Annotated in this window: 12 protein-coding genes; 6 read left to right on the top strand and 6 right to left on the bottom strand. The window is 66.2% G+C overall.

What is annotated here, in order from left to right; translation table 11 throughout:
- The first annotated feature begins 260 nt into the window (after positions 1–260).
- Positions 261–644, top strand: coding sequence for a hypothetical protein (locus HD594_RS01575; protein WP_184749269.1), 384 nt, complete (start codon positions 261–263; stop codon positions 642–644).
- 180 nt (positions 645–824) lie between these two features.
- On the opposite strand, the gene HD594_RS01570 is transcribed toward HD594_RS01575, so the two are convergent.
- The 6 genes from HD594_RS01570 to HD594_RS01545 all read right to left on the bottom strand — a co-directional run bounded on the left by HD594_RS01570 (position 825) and on the right by HD594_RS01545 (position 10,614).
- The gene (locus HD594_RS01570) at positions 825–4,007 is read right to left on the bottom strand and encodes a type I restriction endonuclease subunit R (RefSeq protein WP_184749268.1); all 3,183 of its coding nucleotides are present in this window, start codon (positions 4,005–4,007) and stop codon (positions 825–827) included.
- A 19-nt stretch (positions 4,008–4,026) separates the two neighbouring features.
- Complete coding sequence (locus HD594_RS01565; protein ID WP_184749267.1) at positions 4,027–5,226, bottom strand: GTPase family protein; 1,200 nt, start codon at positions 5,224–5,226, stop codon at positions 4,027–4,029.
- Positions 5,223–5,852 carry a hypothetical protein gene (locus HD594_RS01560; RefSeq protein ID WP_184749266.1) on the bottom strand — a complete coding sequence of 210 codons (630 nt, stop codon included), beginning with the start codon at positions 5,850–5,852 and terminating at the stop codon, positions 5,223–5,225. The genes HD594_RS01565 and HD594_RS01560 overlap by 4 nt, the downstream gene beginning before the upstream one ends.
- 201 nt (positions 5,853–6,053) lie before the next feature.
- Entirely contained in the window at positions 6,054–7,190 is a 1,137-nt protein-coding gene (locus HD594_RS01555) for a restriction endonuclease subunit S (protein WP_184749265.1), read from the bottom strand.
- Positions 7,183–8,790, bottom strand: coding sequence for a class I SAM-dependent DNA methyltransferase (locus HD594_RS01550; RefSeq protein ID WP_184749264.1), 1,608 nt, complete (start codon positions 8,788–8,790; stop codon positions 7,183–7,185). The genes HD594_RS01555 and HD594_RS01550 overlap by 8 nt, the downstream gene beginning before the upstream one ends.
- Before the next feature lie 9 nt (positions 8,791–8,799).
- A complete protein-coding gene (locus HD594_RS01545; protein WP_184749263.1) occupies positions 8,800–10,614 on the bottom strand; it encodes a hypothetical protein in 1,815 nt (604 codons plus the stop codon).
- Between the two features lie 487 nt (positions 10,615–11,101).
- Here HD594_RS01545 and HD594_RS01540 point away from each other — a divergent pair, with 487 nt between their 5' ends.
- The 5 genes from HD594_RS01540 to HD594_RS01520 all read left to right on the top strand — a co-directional run bounded on the left by HD594_RS01540 (position 11,102) and on the right by HD594_RS01520 (position 15,298).
- Positions 11,102–11,638, top strand: coding sequence for a DUF4352 domain-containing protein (locus HD594_RS01540; protein ID WP_184749262.1), 537 nt, complete (start codon positions 11,102–11,104; stop codon positions 11,636–11,638).
- A gap of 41 nt (positions 11,639–11,679) precedes the next feature.
- Positions 11,680–12,714: an NINE protein gene (locus HD594_RS01535; RefSeq protein ID WP_271171242.1), complete on the top strand. Its 1,035-nt coding sequence runs from the start codon at positions 11,680–11,682 to the stop codon at positions 12,712–12,714.
- A 121-nt stretch (positions 12,715–12,835) separates the two neighbouring features.
- Positions 12,836–13,030: a hypothetical protein gene (locus tag HD594_RS01530; RefSeq protein WP_184749261.1), complete on the top strand. Its 195-nt coding sequence runs from the start codon at positions 12,836–12,838 to the stop codon at positions 13,028–13,030.
- Positions 13,031–13,414: 384 nt separating this feature from the next.
- A complete protein-coding gene (locus HD594_RS01525) occupies positions 13,415–14,368 on the top strand; it encodes a DUF2971 domain-containing protein (RefSeq protein WP_184749260.1) in 954 nt (317 codons plus the stop codon).
- A 285-nt stretch (positions 14,369–14,653) separates the two neighbouring features.
- Entirely contained in the window at positions 14,654–15,298 is a 645-nt protein-coding gene (locus HD594_RS01520; RefSeq protein WP_184749259.1) for a hypothetical protein, read from the top strand.
- The last annotated feature ends 110 nt before the right edge of the window (positions 15,299–15,408 follow it).

The raw sequence follows: 15,408 nt of genomic DNA, 5'->3' as shown, positions 1-15,408 counted from the left end.
GCCGATAGACATCGCGAGCCAAGAGGGTGCGATCGTTCTCCGTCGCCATCCACCTACGGTAGCGGTCGACCTGGCTGGGACTGCCGAGGTGCGCGGTTCCCCCCGCGGCGATCCTTCTGCGGGCATCGCTCAAAACACGAACGACGCGTGCGCACCTGGAGCCGTGCGTTTGGCGTTCGATCTACGCGCCGCAAGGCGAAGCTTGTGTTCGGTCCTTCTCGATGAACGCCCGATTCCCGTCGCTGGCTAGCATCACAAGCATGGGAATCGAAGAGGATGCGCGCGGGATCCTGCGGGGCCGGGACGAACGGGACCGACAGGAGCGCATCGCGCGGGAAAGGACTGAACGGGCGGTAGTCGCTCAGATCACGCGCATCGTTTCGCCGTTGGGGCCTGAGTTTGCGAAAGCCGCTCGCGGGCGGAAGTGGTTTGGTCCGAGCGAGTGGCGATTCCAGGTCGTCTACAACTACGACACATCGGGTGGCGGGTACGCGGATCACGGGAAGGCTGACGTCACCGTCTACCGTGACGGAACGGTCCGCGTTACGAGCGAGACAGCGGGATACGGATCGGGCGCGGTCAATCCGGAAGTTGTTCGCTCGAGCATGACTAGGGCCCTTTCCTACATCCTCGACGGCGCCTGACGAGGGGTGAGCGCGGGGCGCGCCGATATCCCCACACGGGCAGTGCTCCAAGCAGGCTGGTCGCGGATGGGCTGTGGTGCGACGCGATGAGGGTCCGTCGAATGACGCATGGGCATGGGACTGCTGCACGAGTAGGCGATCGTGCGCGCCATGTCCAGGGACGATCGCTCGTGTCGCGTGTCAGCCGGTGCGCTGATCCGCGTACCGCGGTGCCATCGACTCCATCTGGTCCATGACGAGCTTGATCGCCTCGGGCTGCTTGTCCGGCGGGTACTTGTACTTCACGAGGAGTCGCTTGATCGATGACCGCAGCTTCGCGCGAACATCGTCGCGCACCGTCCAGTCGGTGCGCACGTCGCGGCGCATGACGGCGACGAGCTCCCGTGCGATCTGCGCGAGCATGTCCTCGCCCTGCACGTCGATCGCGGACTCGTTGGTGGCGACGGCGTCGTAGAACGCGAGTTCGTCGCTCGAGAGCGGGGGCGTGAACGTTGACCCGCGGTTCGCTTCGGCTGCGACGTCCTTGGCCAGCTCGACCAGTTCGGCGATGACCTCGGCAGAGGTGAGCTGCTGGTTCGTGTAGCGGTTCATGATCTCGGCGATCCGCTCCGAGAACGCCCGCTGGCGGACGAGGTTGCCGCGGGTCGCGGCCGCGCCGGCATCCGTCAGCGACTTGCGCAGCGCCTCGATCGCGAGGTGCGCGTTCGGCGCTGCCTGGGCCTTGGCGAGGAACTCGGGTCCGAGGTCGTCGAGGGCGAGGCGAGGCAGGCCGGCGGCGTCGTAGATGTCGACGACATCACCCGGCGCGATCGAGTCAGCGACGAGCGTGCCGAGCAGGCGCGAGATCTCCTCGGGGATCGGCTCGTCGCGCGACTGGCGCTCGGCGGCGTCGAACTTCGCCATCCACACACGGACCTCTTCGTAGAAGGCGATCTCGTCGTGCAGCTCGGCGAGCCCTTCACGCCCGGACGCGAGCGCCCACGCCCGCGCCAGCTGCCCACTCGCCAGCCGGTACTGCGCCGAGAGCCGTTCCGAACCGAGCTCCTCCGCGTTGAGCGGGTTCTGCGGGTCGCGCAGGTAGTTCGTCGCCATGGTCGCCGCGGTTCGCCACGCACGTGAGCCGCCCGCGCGCGCGACGGCCCGCCAGTCGCAGTCGGCAAGCAGATCCCGGATCTGCGCCACCAGCTCGGTCGCGATCGCCACCGCCTCGTCGACATCACGTCCGATCGGCTTGTGCTCCTGATCCGAAACCGTGTACTCCGACAGTGCCTTCGCGAGGTTGTCCGCCAGCGGAGCGTACGCGACGAGCAGTCCGTCCTTCTTGCCGCGGAACGTGCGGTTCACGCGAGCAAGCGTCTGCATCAGCAACGCACCCTTGAGAGGCCGGTCGAGGTACAGCGTGTGCAGCGGCGGGGCGTCGAACCCGGTGAGCATCATGTCCTTGACGATGACCAGCTCGAGCTCGTCCGAAGCATCCTTCAGGCGCGCCTTGATCGCCTTGTTCTCGGAGTCACGCCGCACATGGTCGCTCACCGGCGGCTGATCCGACGCCGACCCCGAGTACACGACCTTGATGCGGCCCGAGTCCAAGGCATCCGAGTGCCAGTCCGGCCGCAGCGCGACGATCGCCGTGTAGAGCCGCGCGCAGATCTCGCGCGTGCCACCCACGATGAGCGCTTTGCCCGGCGACTCGAGGAACGGCTTCATCCGCTCGCGCCGCTCCTCCCAGTGCCGCACCAGATCCTCGGCGAGGGTCTCGATCCGCTCGGGAGCCCCGTACACGGCGTTGACGACGGCGACGGATGCCTCGAGCCGCGCCCGCTCGGTGTCGTCGAGTCCGAGCGTGTACTCGTCGGCGGCGCGATCGATGTCCTCTTCACTCGCCCCGTCGGCGAACGAGACCTTGATCAGCCGCGGCTCGAAGTACACCGGGACCGTCGCCCCGTCATCCACAGCCCGTGTCAGGTCGTAGATGTCGATGTAGTCGCCGAACACCGCACGGGTGTCGCGCTCGGCGAACGAGATCGGGGTGCCCGTGAACGCGATGAGCGTCGCGTTCGGCAGCGCGTCCCGCAGGTGCCGGGCGTACCCGTCGAGGTCGTCGTAGTGGCTGCGGTGCGCTTCGTCGACGACGACGACCACGTTGCGCCGATCGGTGAGGAGCGGATGCTGCGTGCCCGACTGCTTCTCGGCATCGGTCAGCCCGAACTTCTGCAGCGTCGTGAAGTAGATGCCACCCGTGACCCGGTTGCTCAGCTCGTCACGCAGCTGCGCGCGCTCGCGCACCTGCACCGGCCTCTCGGCCAGCAGCAGGCTCTGATCGAACGTCTGGAACAGCTGACCGTCGAGCTCGGTGCGGTCAGTGACGACGATCACGGTCGGGTTCTTGAGCTTCGGATGCCGCGACACGAGGTTCGCGTACAGCTCCATCTCCATCGACTTGCCCGACCCCTGCGTGTGCCACACCACACCGGCCTTGCCGTTCGTCTCGACCGCCTGCACCGTCGAGCCCACCGCCTTCGTCACCGCGAAGTACTGGTGCGGCTTCGCGATGCGCTTGGTGAGGCCGTCGGAGTTCTCGTCGAACGCGGTGAAGCTGCGCACGAGCTGAAGGAACCGCTCCTGGTTGAACAGTCCATTCAGCGCGTCGTCGAGCGGCTCGACCGACATCCCGTTCTCGAGCCGCGGCTGCTTCAGCGGGGCACCGTCGTCGTCGACGTTCCAGGGCGCGAAGTGGTTCAGCGGCGTGAACGGCGTGCCGTACTTGGCCTCGAGCCCGTCGCTCGCGAGCGTCAGCACGCAGAACCGGAACACCATCGGGAACTCGCGCAGATACGTCTGCAACTGCCGATGCGCGTCGGCGACGCCGGCGGATGCCGAGCCGGCGCGCTTCAGCTCGACGACGACCAGCGGCATCCCGTTGACGAACAGGACGATGTCGAACCGGCGGTGCAGATCCCCCTGACGGATCGTGACCTGATTGACGGCCAGCCAGTCGTTCTCGTGCGGCTGCGTTCCGAGCAGCCGGAGCCGCGGATTCTGCTCGACCCCGTCAGAGTCGAAGTAGCTCAGCGGATACCGGTCGACCAGGTACTGATGGATGCGGTGGTTCTCGGTGATCGCGTCCTGCGAGGTCGGCGAAGCGATCTGAGCAACGACCTGCTGCAGATACTCGCCGGGGACGCCAGGGTTCAGGCGACGCAGCGCGTCGAGGAGCCGCGGACGGATGAGCAGGTCATCCCACGTGTCGCGCTGGCCGCTGCCGGGTGCGATGATCTCGCCCTTGGTCGGCTGCCAACCGAGTGGCTCGGCGAGCGTCTCGAGGGCGTCCTGCTCCCAATCGGACTCGGACAGAGCTGTCATGCGACTCCCCTCGTGAGGCTCACGACTTAGCGATGCGCTGCTCGAGCATCTTGCGCCAGACGTCGAGGAATGACGGTGCGAAGTCGCCCCACGACTCTGAGATCTTCGCGATGTCGAGCTTGCCGGTGTGGACCTGCTCGCACAGTTGCAGCCATGCCTCGCCGGTCGCTGCCGTGAGAGCGGCCGCGACGCCAGCGTTCACGACGGTTCCCGCCCCGGGGATCAGCTTGATGACGCTCCGCGCGAGCGCCTGCCCGGCGATTTGCGCACCGAGTTGAGCGAGCGCACCCGCCGACATCATCGTCTTGAGCTCTAGATCGTAGATCGCGGCGATGCGCCCCATCATTCCAAGTTGGATCGGCGCAAGCGCGATCGCATCTGCAACGAGAAGTGGGGTCGCAGCTGCGGTGGCAGCCAAGGCGGAAGCGCCGGCGATGACCGGCCGAGCCATTTCCCGCTTCCAGGGGAGATTGAGCCGCTGAGCGATGCGAAAGGCATCCTTCTCGTCTTCCGGTGAGAGGGCGAGTGTCTCGGAGAGGAGCTCACCGAGGCCATGCTTCGAATCCTTTCCGTGCTTGTCGACGGTGGATGTCGGGATCACGCGTTCATAAGGGATGCTCAGAGGCTGGCCCTCGGCGTCGACGGGGCTCTCGAGCCAATCGATGAATGCCTCAACTCCCTTGGGGACCGACCGGTTGCCCGTGATGGGGTTCCTTCCCCAATCGACCTTCGTCAGCACGAGGATCACAGGCAGCCCTGCGGCATCGAGTTCGCGAATCATCGCGACGTCAGCGGGCGTGAGGCGATCATCGGTGGCCTTCACGCAATACCAGACCACTGCGATCTGCTGATTCGCCGGATACGCCGCGATCGTCTTGAGGTGAGCGCTGAGCTGCTCACCGGGAGGTACGGGCGACCCGATCTCAAACCCTTCGACGTCCCAGATGCCGAGCGACTCATCGCTGAAGTACTGCACGCCGCGCGTCACCGGAAGCCCCTTCCCGACCTTCGCCCAGTCGCGATCGAACACGGCATTGACAAGCGAGGACTTGCCAACCCCCGAGCCGCCAATGACTGCGAGGTTGAACCGGCCGTACCTGGACTTCGCGTCGGCGGTCGCTTCGAGGAACGGCTGCTCGTCGATCTCCGGAGAAGCTGATGTCGGGTTCTTAGGCTCGGTTGTCACGGGTACATCCTCTGGCTGGCTGATATCGGTCATTGTGCGAATTCGAATGTGAGTTCGGCATCGGGGTCGATGCTCTTGGCGAGCTGTGTGAAGTAGAACTCAGCCTGGTCACGGAGAAGCTGCAGGTTGTCGTCCAAGTACTGTTGCTTGAGCTCGTCGTCGACGATCTCGTTGAACTGCTCAGACTCGCTGTCTTGGGGTGTGAATGCACTCAGGACCCCGTCATCGCTGAAGACCCGATCGATCTTCAGGTCGTCGACCCCGATCCAGATGAACTGCGGGACCGTCACCAAGAACTCATGATCGGCCGTCGACTTGATCTCGACACTGTCGACACCGAGCTTCACCTTCATGCTGTACTGCATCAGGCGCGCCTTCTGCAGCCAAGGCAAGTCCTTGAAGAATGCAGGCGGTATCCCCTCGGCCGTAGAGATTCCTTGGACCCCGAGTTGGAGGAGCACCGGCTGCTCCTTTCGCTCGATCGACGTCACTACCTGCTCGTTTCGGACGACGGTCTGAGGGCCAAGCGCTGACGCCACCCAGGGCGGGGTGAGAAGGCCGACCGCAAGGCCGGCCACGAGTGCGCCCACTACAAGGACGACAATCCCGAATGTCGCGAAGTGTGACCAGAGAGGAACGGGCTTCTTCAGGAACTTCATTGGATCCCGGCTTCGGATGCTGTCGGCTTGAACGCTCGCGCGAGGGCAGAGTCAAGCGGATGGCGCGGCCCGCCCGTGGCCTCAATTGCGGGCATGGTGGAGGCCAAGGGCCCAGCTGTTGTTGTCATTGCGGTGTCTCTCCCCGGGTGGATGCAACCGTGCACCCAGTATGAAATCTAGAGTCTCAAGTCCCGTCCTCGCTCATGCACCAGCTTTCGCCGCCATGGCCTCCGCGTCGCGGACGCGGAGTTTGCCCGACATGAGCTGCGGGAGCAGCGCGTCGCGGGTGGTAGCGAGAGTGTCGTTCTCGGCGAGCGTTGCCGCGATCGAGGATTCCAGCGACGTCAGTACTTGCTCGACGACCTCAGCTAGTTTCGGATCGACAGTCCGCAGCTGGATGCCGTGGAGCTGATCGCGGTTGATCGAGCCGAACACGGTTCCTTCCGCCTCGTACGGTTCCCAAGCGTCACGCTCCGCCTTCAACTGATGGAACAGCGTCGCCTGCCTTCCGGTGGTCGAGCGCACCGCGGCGATCCCGCGGCCGATGCAGAGTGCCTCGTTGGCGACGTTCACATCACCAACGGGTGCACGCACGCTGACGAGGATGTCACCGGCGTCCGCGGATCGGACAGGCGAGGTCGTGAAGACCCGACGGGCGGGCGAGCGGAACCCGTAGTCGCGTACACCCTGGTAGAACGGCATTCCGTCGCCGAATTCGTTCAGTGTCTCGCCCTTCGGAGATGAACCCATGATGATTCGCGCGATCGAGTCCAGTCGCACTCGATCCGTGCTGAGAGAGCCAAGCAACACGGTCGATGCGTACAGATCCGCGGTGGTGGCGAGAGCGAGGTTAGCGGCGATCTTGGCGTCAAGGGCGCCGAGCACCTCGGCGATGGACTGCTGCTCGGCGAGGGGAGGAACCGGGAAGTACTGGGCGCCAAAAGCCTCGCGCGTGAGCGACGGGTTCGAGGTTCCGTGCTTGAGGTGGTTCACGCCGACGTGATTCACAAGGTAGTAGGCAAACTTGAGATCCACGCCCGATCGAGGTTGAAGCGAGTAGGCAGTGTCGATCACCCAGTAGTCACGATCTGCCCACTTGACTCCGAGATTGCCCATCCCCTTGCGGCCCACAATGATGCCTGGCCCGTCAAACATCGCCTCGTTGTGCCAGCCCGTCTGCCCGTTGGTTCCATAGACGGGAATACCTCCTGCGACCCGGGATGACTCGACCAGCGCTTTCCCGTATCGGAGCTCAAAGAGATCGCTCGAGCGCTCGAGCGGCCAGATTCCAGTGGAATCCAGACCACGGGCGAGAGAAGCATGCCCGATGTCAGACATCGACCCTCCCCAGCTGCTCACGCACGACCTCAGCCAAGCGCGCGGACTCCGCGAACTGCGCTACGAGTTCTGCCCTCAGCCGGCCAAGCTTCTCCTCGATGGGCTCACCGTCCTCCTCCACCTCGGCGATTCCGACATAGCGCCCGGGGGTGAGCGCGTAGTCCGCGGCCTTGATCTCGGCGAGGGTCGCCGAGTAGCAGAACCCCGGAACGTCCCTATACTCGTCAGGCGCTGCATCCGACTCCACCCCGCGCCACGCGTGGAATGTTCCCGCGATCCTCGCGATGTCCTCGTCGCTGAGCGCGCGCTCGGCGCGGTCGACCATGTGCCCGAGGTTGCGAGCGTCAATGAACAACACCTCGCCAGCCCGCGTGCCCTTGTCCTTCGCGAAGAACCATACGCATACCGGGATGCCGGTCGAACGGAACAGTTGCGTCGGCAACGCCACCATGCACGACACGAGGTCGGCTTCGACGATCTCGGCGCGGATCTGGCCCTCACCGCCGGAGTTCGATGACATCGAGCCGTTGGCCATGACGACGCCGGCCTGTCCGCCGGGGGCGAGCTTGGAGAGGATGTGCTGGATCCACGCGTAGTTCGCGTTGCCTGCGGGTGGCACGCCGAAGCGCCAGCGCGGGTCGTCTTCGCTTCGGGCCCAGTCCTTGATGTTGAAGGGTGGGTTGGCCATGACGAAGTCGGCCTGCAGGCCGGGGTGCAGGTCACGTGCGAACGTGTCTCCCCAGCGCGGACCGAGGTTGCCCGAGAGCCCGTGGATGGCGAGGTTCATCTTCGCCATCCGCCACGTGCGCTCGTTGAGCTCCTGCCCGTACACCGAGATGTCGCTACCTTCGCCGTGGTGCGCGTCGATGAACTTCTCGGCCTGCACGAACATGCCGCCCGATCCGCAGCATGGGTCGTACACGCGCCCGTGCGTGGGCTGCAGCAGTTCGACGAGCACGCGTACCACGCCGGCGGGCGTGTAGAACTCTCCACCGCGCTTGCCTTCGGCGGCGGCGAACTTCTCGAGGAAGTACTCGTATACCTCGCCGAGCAGGTCGCGCGCGCGGCGGCCGTCCGAGCCGCCCTGCCCCTGGGCGGCGAATCGCGCGGAGTTCAGCAAGTCCATCAGCTCGCCGAGGCGCCGCTGGTCGACGTTGTCGCGGTTGAAGATCCGCGGCAGCGTGCCCGAGAGCTGCGGGTTCGCCTGCATGACGGCATCCATCGCCTCGTCGATCAGCAGGCCGATCGACTTCTCGACGCCGTCGACCTGCGCGCCTTTCGCGTTCTCGGCGAGGAACCCCCACCGTGCGTTCGCGGGCACCCAGAACACCCCGCGGCCGGTGTACTCGTCGGTGTCGTCGATGAGGTCGGCGATCTGGTCGTCGTCGTACCCGTCGGCGGTGAGCTCGGCGCGGATGCCGTCACGGCGCTCGTCGAAGGCATCCGACACGTACTTGAGGAAGACGAGCCCGAGGATGACGTCCTTGTACTGCGAGGCGTCCATCGATCCGCGCAGCTTGTCGGCGGCCTTCCAGAGCGTGTCTTTCAGCTCCTTCATGGTCGACGGCGCCTGCGGGGCGGATTTGGGTGTGCGGGGCATGGAGCTTCCTTACTGCGGGTCGGATGCCGCGGGCGCGGTGTCCGGGTCGGTCAGAGTGACGGCGCCGGCGGCCACAGCGGCTGTCAGCGTATCGATGTAGTGGTCGAGATTCGCGACGCGGCTCTCGAGTTCGGCGCGAGTGGCGGCTAGTTCGGCGAGAGCTCGGCGAAGGGGGGCGATGGATGCCGGGGTGACGCGGCGCAGCATCCACCGTTTCCACGCGCCCGGCCCGGCGGGCTGAGTCGGGATGTCGGCGGCGACGAGCTCGGGGACGAGGCCGCCGGGGTCGGCCGCGGTGATCCGCAGGACGCGGGCGGGGTATGCGACGATCTTGGATCCGTCGTGATCGACCCAGGCGGCGGGTGTGGGGCTGGTGCGGAAGACGATGTCGTCGGGGCGGGTGAGCTGCGCGGACGGATGCTGGTGCGCGAAGGTCATCGGGTCGATGCGACGTTTGCCGATCCTCGACGGCGCGCCGAGGTTGTCGGCGGTGACGACGACAAGGCCGGTGGTGCCAGTGTTCTCGATGGCGAGTCTTGTGCCGGGGATGATCCGCGCGTGTCCGTTGCCGATGAGGTCCCCGAGCGCGGCCGGCGGCACCGCTGCCGACGTGTCACCAATCGCCCCGATGTGCTCTGGGAGGTCGATGGCGGCGGTGGCGGCCGCGGCGTCCAGGCTCGCGGCGAGTTCCCCGGCGCGCGAAGCGGATGGCGTGTGCGGGGTTCGCGGGGCGAGGAGTGCGCCGGAGCGTGCGAGGAACGATGGCGTGCGCACGAGTCGCGCGAATCGGAAGGTGCGCGCCAAGACGTCGGCGCGGCTTCCCATGCCGGCGAGGACGTCGCCGACGATGTCCGCGCTCGTGGCGGGAGTGAGTTCGCCATCGATCAGATCCGCAACAGCCGTGAATCGCTCACCGCGGGGCACGTCGCCGGTCGGCGGGCCGAGCACCCACAGTGCGAGCGGTTCGCGGGTCGCGGCAGTGACGAGTCCCTGTGGCAAGCGGACCGCTGCACGAAGGCGACCGGATCGGAGCACGTCGTCGCGCGCCGCTCGGACGGGCGCGGGTAGCGCGTCGATGAGGGCGCGTGCCGGGCCTACCACGACGGCGACGTCATCGTCGCGGAGCGACAGCGCTACGTCGTCGGCATCCGCCAGCATCCGCTCGACGTTGTCGCCGGGCGTCGACGGCACGCGCGCGAGGTGGACGGTCGCGGCGCTGTCGACATCGTCTTCGATCCAGACGTCGGCGACCCGGAGGTGTCGGCGGATGCTCCGCTCGCGAGGCGATGCCACGAGCGAGAGCGCAATGTCATCGCTGACGTCGCTCGCCGTGCGGAGCGCGGTCAGTTCGTCGATTCCGCGGTCGATCACCACCCGATCGACGCCATCCCGCTGGGCGAGCCCCGTCGTGACTTCGAGGATGAAGTCGAGCGCAGTTCCGGCGAGTGGAGCGGCCGAGCCATCCGCTGCAGTCGTTGCGGCGTGACGAGCGCGCGAGATCTCAAGCGCCTGAGCAGGCGAGTACGCCGCATCGATCAGCTGGTCGGCGAATGGCGCCCAGTCTGCGCCACGATCGAGGTGTCGGGACACCTCGGTGCGAAGGAACGCGTCAGCCGGGTCGGCGTCGCCCGCAGCGCGACGCAAGGCGTCGTGCGTCTCGTCGGCGAGTCCGCCCGTGAGAGTGGCCAGGACGACGAGTGCGTCGAGCTCGGCGACGTCCGATGCGTTCGCCCAGTCGAGATCGGCCGGCGCGGCGGCTGCCGCGGCATCCGCCACCGCTTCGGGATTGTTGCCATGGCCTGTACGGACGAGCCACTCGGCCACTTCGCCGGCATCGAAGAGTGGCGACCCCGACTTGCGAGCGATCGGCGCGGGGAACGCATCGTCACCTGTCGCGAATCGTGAGCGCCACATCGATGCGACTGGGCGCCGCACTCTCGCGAGTTCGGCCACATCCGACAGCGAGAGGCGAAGAGGCGCATGGCTCTCGGCTGCTCGCTGGGTGGAAGTCGCGGTGGTCACGAGCCAAACGGTAGTGCACCACGCGTGCCACGGTCATCAATCTGTTGATAAGGGGAATTATCACCTCGCTAGACCACACGGATGCGCGACCTTCGTAGCTTCGGTCACGGCGGACAACTTGTACCGCCGGAGCGGACGGGCCCTACTGGGGGGGCCGGCCCGTCCGCTCGCTTCCGACACGAAAGGACTGACCATGCGACGCACGCTCACTCTGACTCTCACTCTCGCAGTTGCGGGCCCGTTGCTGTTGGTCGGATGCACGCCGACGGCGGCGCCCGATGCGGATCACGTGCCCGATACGGCGCCGGTCGCGACCGCGAAACCGACGCACACGCCGAGCGACGACCCCGACCAGACGGCCACATACGGGGACCGGGTCATCAACGACCGCGGCAACCTCGTCAAGGACGTCGGACAGCTCGCCGGTATGTCCACCGTCGACGACGCCGACGTCACCGCAGCTCAGTTCGCCGTGACCGACATCGTCGTCGACGTCGACTGCACCGACGAGTACGCCGACGCGCCGAAGAACGGCCACTTCGTCGGCATCCATCTCAACGTCGAGACCACCCCGGAACTCGCTCAGGACGAGCTCCCGACCGTGTCGTTCTCGGAGTGGGCGTGGCAGGCGTTCGACGCCGATGACAAGCGGGTGAACGACCCCGTCGGGAACGCCTTCTGGTGCATGGACGCCGGCGACCAGCTGCCGTCCGACATCGGCCCCGGCCAGAGCGCTTCCGGGTGGATCGTCCTCGACCTGCCCACCGACCACGGTGCCGTCGTGCTCACGATGGGCGCCGCCAACGGCTGGGAGTGGGCGTACTGAGCCCGTCCCGACCTCACCTCAATCACAAAGGAGAAATCACAGTGAGCAATCCCTCAACCCCGGCGCCGCCGGCCATGCCCGCCGCTCCCGTGCCCGGCGCGCAGTTCCCGCAGCCGCCCGCGAAGTCGTTCATCGCGACCTGGCTGTTCGCCTGGCTGCTCGGCGTCTTTGGCGTCGACCGCTTCTACCTCGGCAAGGTCGGCACCGGCATCCTCAAGCTCGTCACGTTCGGCGGTCTCGGCATCTGGGTGCTCGTCGACCTGATCATGGTGCTCGTCGGCGCCACCCGCGACAAGCTCGGCCGCCCCCTCGAGGGCTACGACAAGCACCGCGTCATCGCATGGATCGTCACCGGCGTCGTCATCGTCCTCGGCATCGCGATGGGCGCAGTCAACGGCGGGAGCGGTGGGAACGACGCAGTCGACGTGCCCGCCGTGGAGCAGAGCGACACGACCACCGACGAGTCAGAGCAGCCCGCTGAGCCGACCGAGGAGGCACCCGCCGAGGAACCCGCGGTTACTGCGGCGAGCTGGGCGAACGAGGAGTGGGGCGAGTTCGCGCCCGTCGAGCAGTCCGGCACGGGCGACACCCTCATCACCCTCCCCGAAGGAGCGACCGGCGGGATCGTGACCGCGACCCACAACGGTGAGCGCAACTTCGCGATCTCGGTCCTCGACGCCTCGAACGAGACCACCGGCGAACTGCTCGTCAACACCATCGGCACCTACTCGGGCATGACCGCGTGGGGCGTCAACGCCTTCGGCGAGGGCGCACGCCTGCAGGTGACCGCCGACGGGGCATGGACGATCACCATCAGTCCCATGGGGTCGGCGCCGGCCGTCGCGCAGTCGGGGACCGGCGACGCCGTGTTCCTCTATGACGGAGGGGCCGCCGCCCTCACCGCCACCCACGACGGCGAACGCAACTTCGCGATCCTCGAGGAGACCTCCGAAGCGTTCAACATGGGCCTCCTCGTGAACGAGATCGGCACCTACTCCGGTACCGTCCCGCTCTCGGCCGGACCGTCGGTTATCACCGTGACCGCCGACGGCAACTGGACGCTCGCCATCGAGTGATCCATCGGCAGGGGCCGAGTCGCGATACCGCGGCTCGGCCCCTGCTGCCACATCAGGGCGGCTTTGCCGAGCCCCCGAAGTCGACCAATCAGCCAGAACCAGTTCGAAGGATGCGACGCACATGTCTCTGCACAAGTCCCACAGCTGCGGCAAGGTTCGCTTCCGCGACCACCGCGAGGCCGTCTCCGCGCTCCACAACGTCACGACCCTCCGCAAGCGCGCCGAAGAAGACATGGTCCCGTCGCGCCGGCGCGAGGTCCGCACATACGAATGCGACGCCTGCCACGGGCACCACCTCACGAGCATGGCCGCGTGAGTGCGCAGCGGCACTAGCACCTGTCCCCTCGATGATCTGTTCCTCGTTGCGTGGCTGTACAACGTCCACCGTTGTGCCAGAGCGGCCGAGCACTTCGCAGTATGCGTCGGGGTCCTGGACCGGGAATGAGTCAAGCTGCATCGAGCGACAGATCGATGAGGCACGAGGGTGATTGCGGGACCCAACGATGACGGACGACGAGAAGAGATGGTGTTGGCGCCTGATTGAGAAACCTCTGCCGCAGGCTCAGCGCGGTGCTGCACGAGGAGCAGGTGGACCCTGCTAGATGGGCACCGCATTCCTACGTGTGGGTCTGGCTGCGCGAAGCAGCAAGTAGTGACAGCCGGTGGGACGCCGGCCGTTGTCACCCATAGGCTGGCGGGCGTGACCGACGACGAGACCTACGCCTTGCCGGGAACGGCCCTCATCGTGCCTCCGCTGTCTGAGCACCATGACGGCGTTTGGCACTACACCGATGCCCACGGGCTTGCCGGGATTGTCGGGGGCGGTCCGTCAGGCTGGCCGGAGAAGATCGGGGTGCTGTGGGCGACCGCCGCGACCATGCTCAATGATCCCGACGAGCTGGAGTACGGTGTTGCGCGGGTAGTCGAGTGGTTCGAGCAGCAGGACTACCTGGATGAAGGGACCGCAGGCGCCCACATCGTCATTCGCAGCGTCCTGTCGGGCCTTCGCGAATGGATTCTTGCCAATCCGGCATACGTTGTGTGCGCTTCCACTGAGGGGGACATGCTCGGGCAGTGGCGCGGTTACGCCGGGACGGCGGGATACGCAATCAAGCTCGACCCCGCCCATGAGTGGGCGGTCTGGGCTCGGGACGGCCAGGCTGGCTTCGCGTGGTCTCCCAGTTGGGTGAAGGTGGCGTACACAGCTCATGAGCAGGATGCGCTGATGCGCCGCTACTTCAGCTATCTGCTTAGCGAGGACAACTTCATCGGGCGGCTTGTCGCCGAGTTCGCCATTCAAGACGCGGTTGAGCATGTTCGCGCCATGCTGTCAGGACTAGCCACAGCTTTGAAGGACCCCAGCTTCGCTGCAGAGCAGGAGGTGCGCCTCATCGCTTTCCCGCCCGACGGTGTCTCCCCCAGGTTTCGAGGCAGCGTTCGAGGACTGGTGCCGTACCTAGAGCTCGTGCCGGCAGTCTTCCCGCATATGCTCCGCCCGCACAAGCCCATCGCACTCCCAGTCCAGGACATCACAGTTGGTCCACCGCGGGGCGATCAGATGAATCAGCGGGCGCGCACAGCACGCATCCTGCTCGACTCGACCGGCCGGAAGGCCGTCCCGGTCAACAGGTCAGTCATCCCCTTCATCCCATGATGGCTCGCTCTGAGGAACGAGCTCCAGGCGGACTCATTCGCGTGCGCCGATGGGCATAATCGCTATCGTCGGCTGCGCTTCGCCCCGCGCGCGAATCCTGCCCATGGCGATATGTACGGTTCACTCCGCACATGTTGATCCGACTTGCAGGACCGAACGCGAGGGAGGCGCTCCTGGAGCTGCTTGACAGCGAGGAGGGTGAAGACGACGCTGTCGACCACGCGATCATCGCTCTGCGCAGCGCGCCGACCACCGGACGCCGAGCTGCAGCCCTAGATTCGGCGCGTGCCGTCGCCTTCGCCGAGCCCCGTCCCCGTGCTGATCGTTGATCCGGCGCCGGGCCTTTGGTCGCCGGAGTGGTGGATTGACGCGGGCATCCCTCTGCTGGGGGCGGTCGGTTCGCTCGGCGTGGCTGTCGCGGCGATCATCGTCACTTTCGGGCTGGCTCGCCGCGAGCGAAACGAGGCAGCGCGTCGAGAGCTCGCCGAGGAGCAGGCACGCGACCGAGCCGACCGCGCCGAGTTCCTTCGGGTTGCCATGGCTCAGTTGGAGCAGTGGGCGACTGCCGAGTTCTCGACGGAAGAGGACTTTAGGAATCATGCACGACGCTCGCGCGCACGCCTATATGCGGCCTCAGCTGTTGCAGGATCGAACGCTCCAGCGATCGCCGGTTGGATGGTAGACCAAGCGCGGAGGTGCATTAGTTGGATTGAACTCACGAAGCGGATGAGGGCAGATGTCGAGGCGCTCGATCACGCTGAGTCTCCAGAGCTATCTCTAGCCGAGAGGGGCAGACAATCCTGGCTAACACTGGAGGCTTCTGTGGGATACCGGCTTCGAAGGTGGGTGAGTAGCGGTGAGTTCGATCTGAGCATCTACATCATTAGCGCGCTCGGAATTGACGTCGAAGATGATGTCCCACGGTGGTGATCGATCCGCCCCGACGAGGGCGCATCAAGGGTCTTCGGGCTCGGCAAGTACTTGCTGAACAAGGAGGGAAGGGCCCTCATCCTCTCACGAGGCGCGGAGTCTGGCCGATC

Source organism: Microbacterium thalassium, assembly GCF_014208045.1.
GTDB classification, from domain to species: Bacteria; Actinomycetota; Actinomycetes; order Actinomycetales; family Microbacteriaceae; genus Microbacterium; species Microbacterium thalassium.
This window is presented reverse-complemented; position numbering and strand designations above follow the sequence as displayed.

Coding starts and splice junctions, on each gene's coding strand:
- HD594_RS01550 (WP_184749264.1), bottom strand. CDS start 8,790: ATGCCCCGCACACCCAAATCCGCCCCGCAGGCGCCGTCGACCATGAAG.
- HD594_RS01570 (WP_184749268.1), bottom strand. CDS start 4,007: ATGACAGCTCTGTCCGAGTCCGATTGGGAGCAGGACGCCCTCGAGACG.
- HD594_RS01555 (WP_184749265.1), bottom strand. CDS start 7,190: ATGTCTGACATCGGGCATGCTTCTCTCGCCCGTGGTCTGGATTCCACT.
- HD594_RS01575 (WP_184749269.1), top strand. CDS start 261: ATGGGAATCGAAGAGGATGCGCGCGGGATCCTGCGGGGCCGGGACGAA.
- HD594_RS01565 (WP_184749267.1), bottom strand. CDS start 5,226: ATGACCGATATCAGCCAGCCAGAGGATGTACCCGTGACAACCGAGCCT.
- HD594_RS01560 (WP_184749266.1), bottom strand. CDS start 5,852: ATGAAGTTCCTGAAGAAGCCCGTTCCTCTCTGGTCACACTTCGCGACA.
- HD594_RS01530 (WP_184749261.1), top strand. CDS start 12,836: ATGTCTCTGCACAAGTCCCACAGCTGCGGCAAGGTTCGCTTCCGCGAC.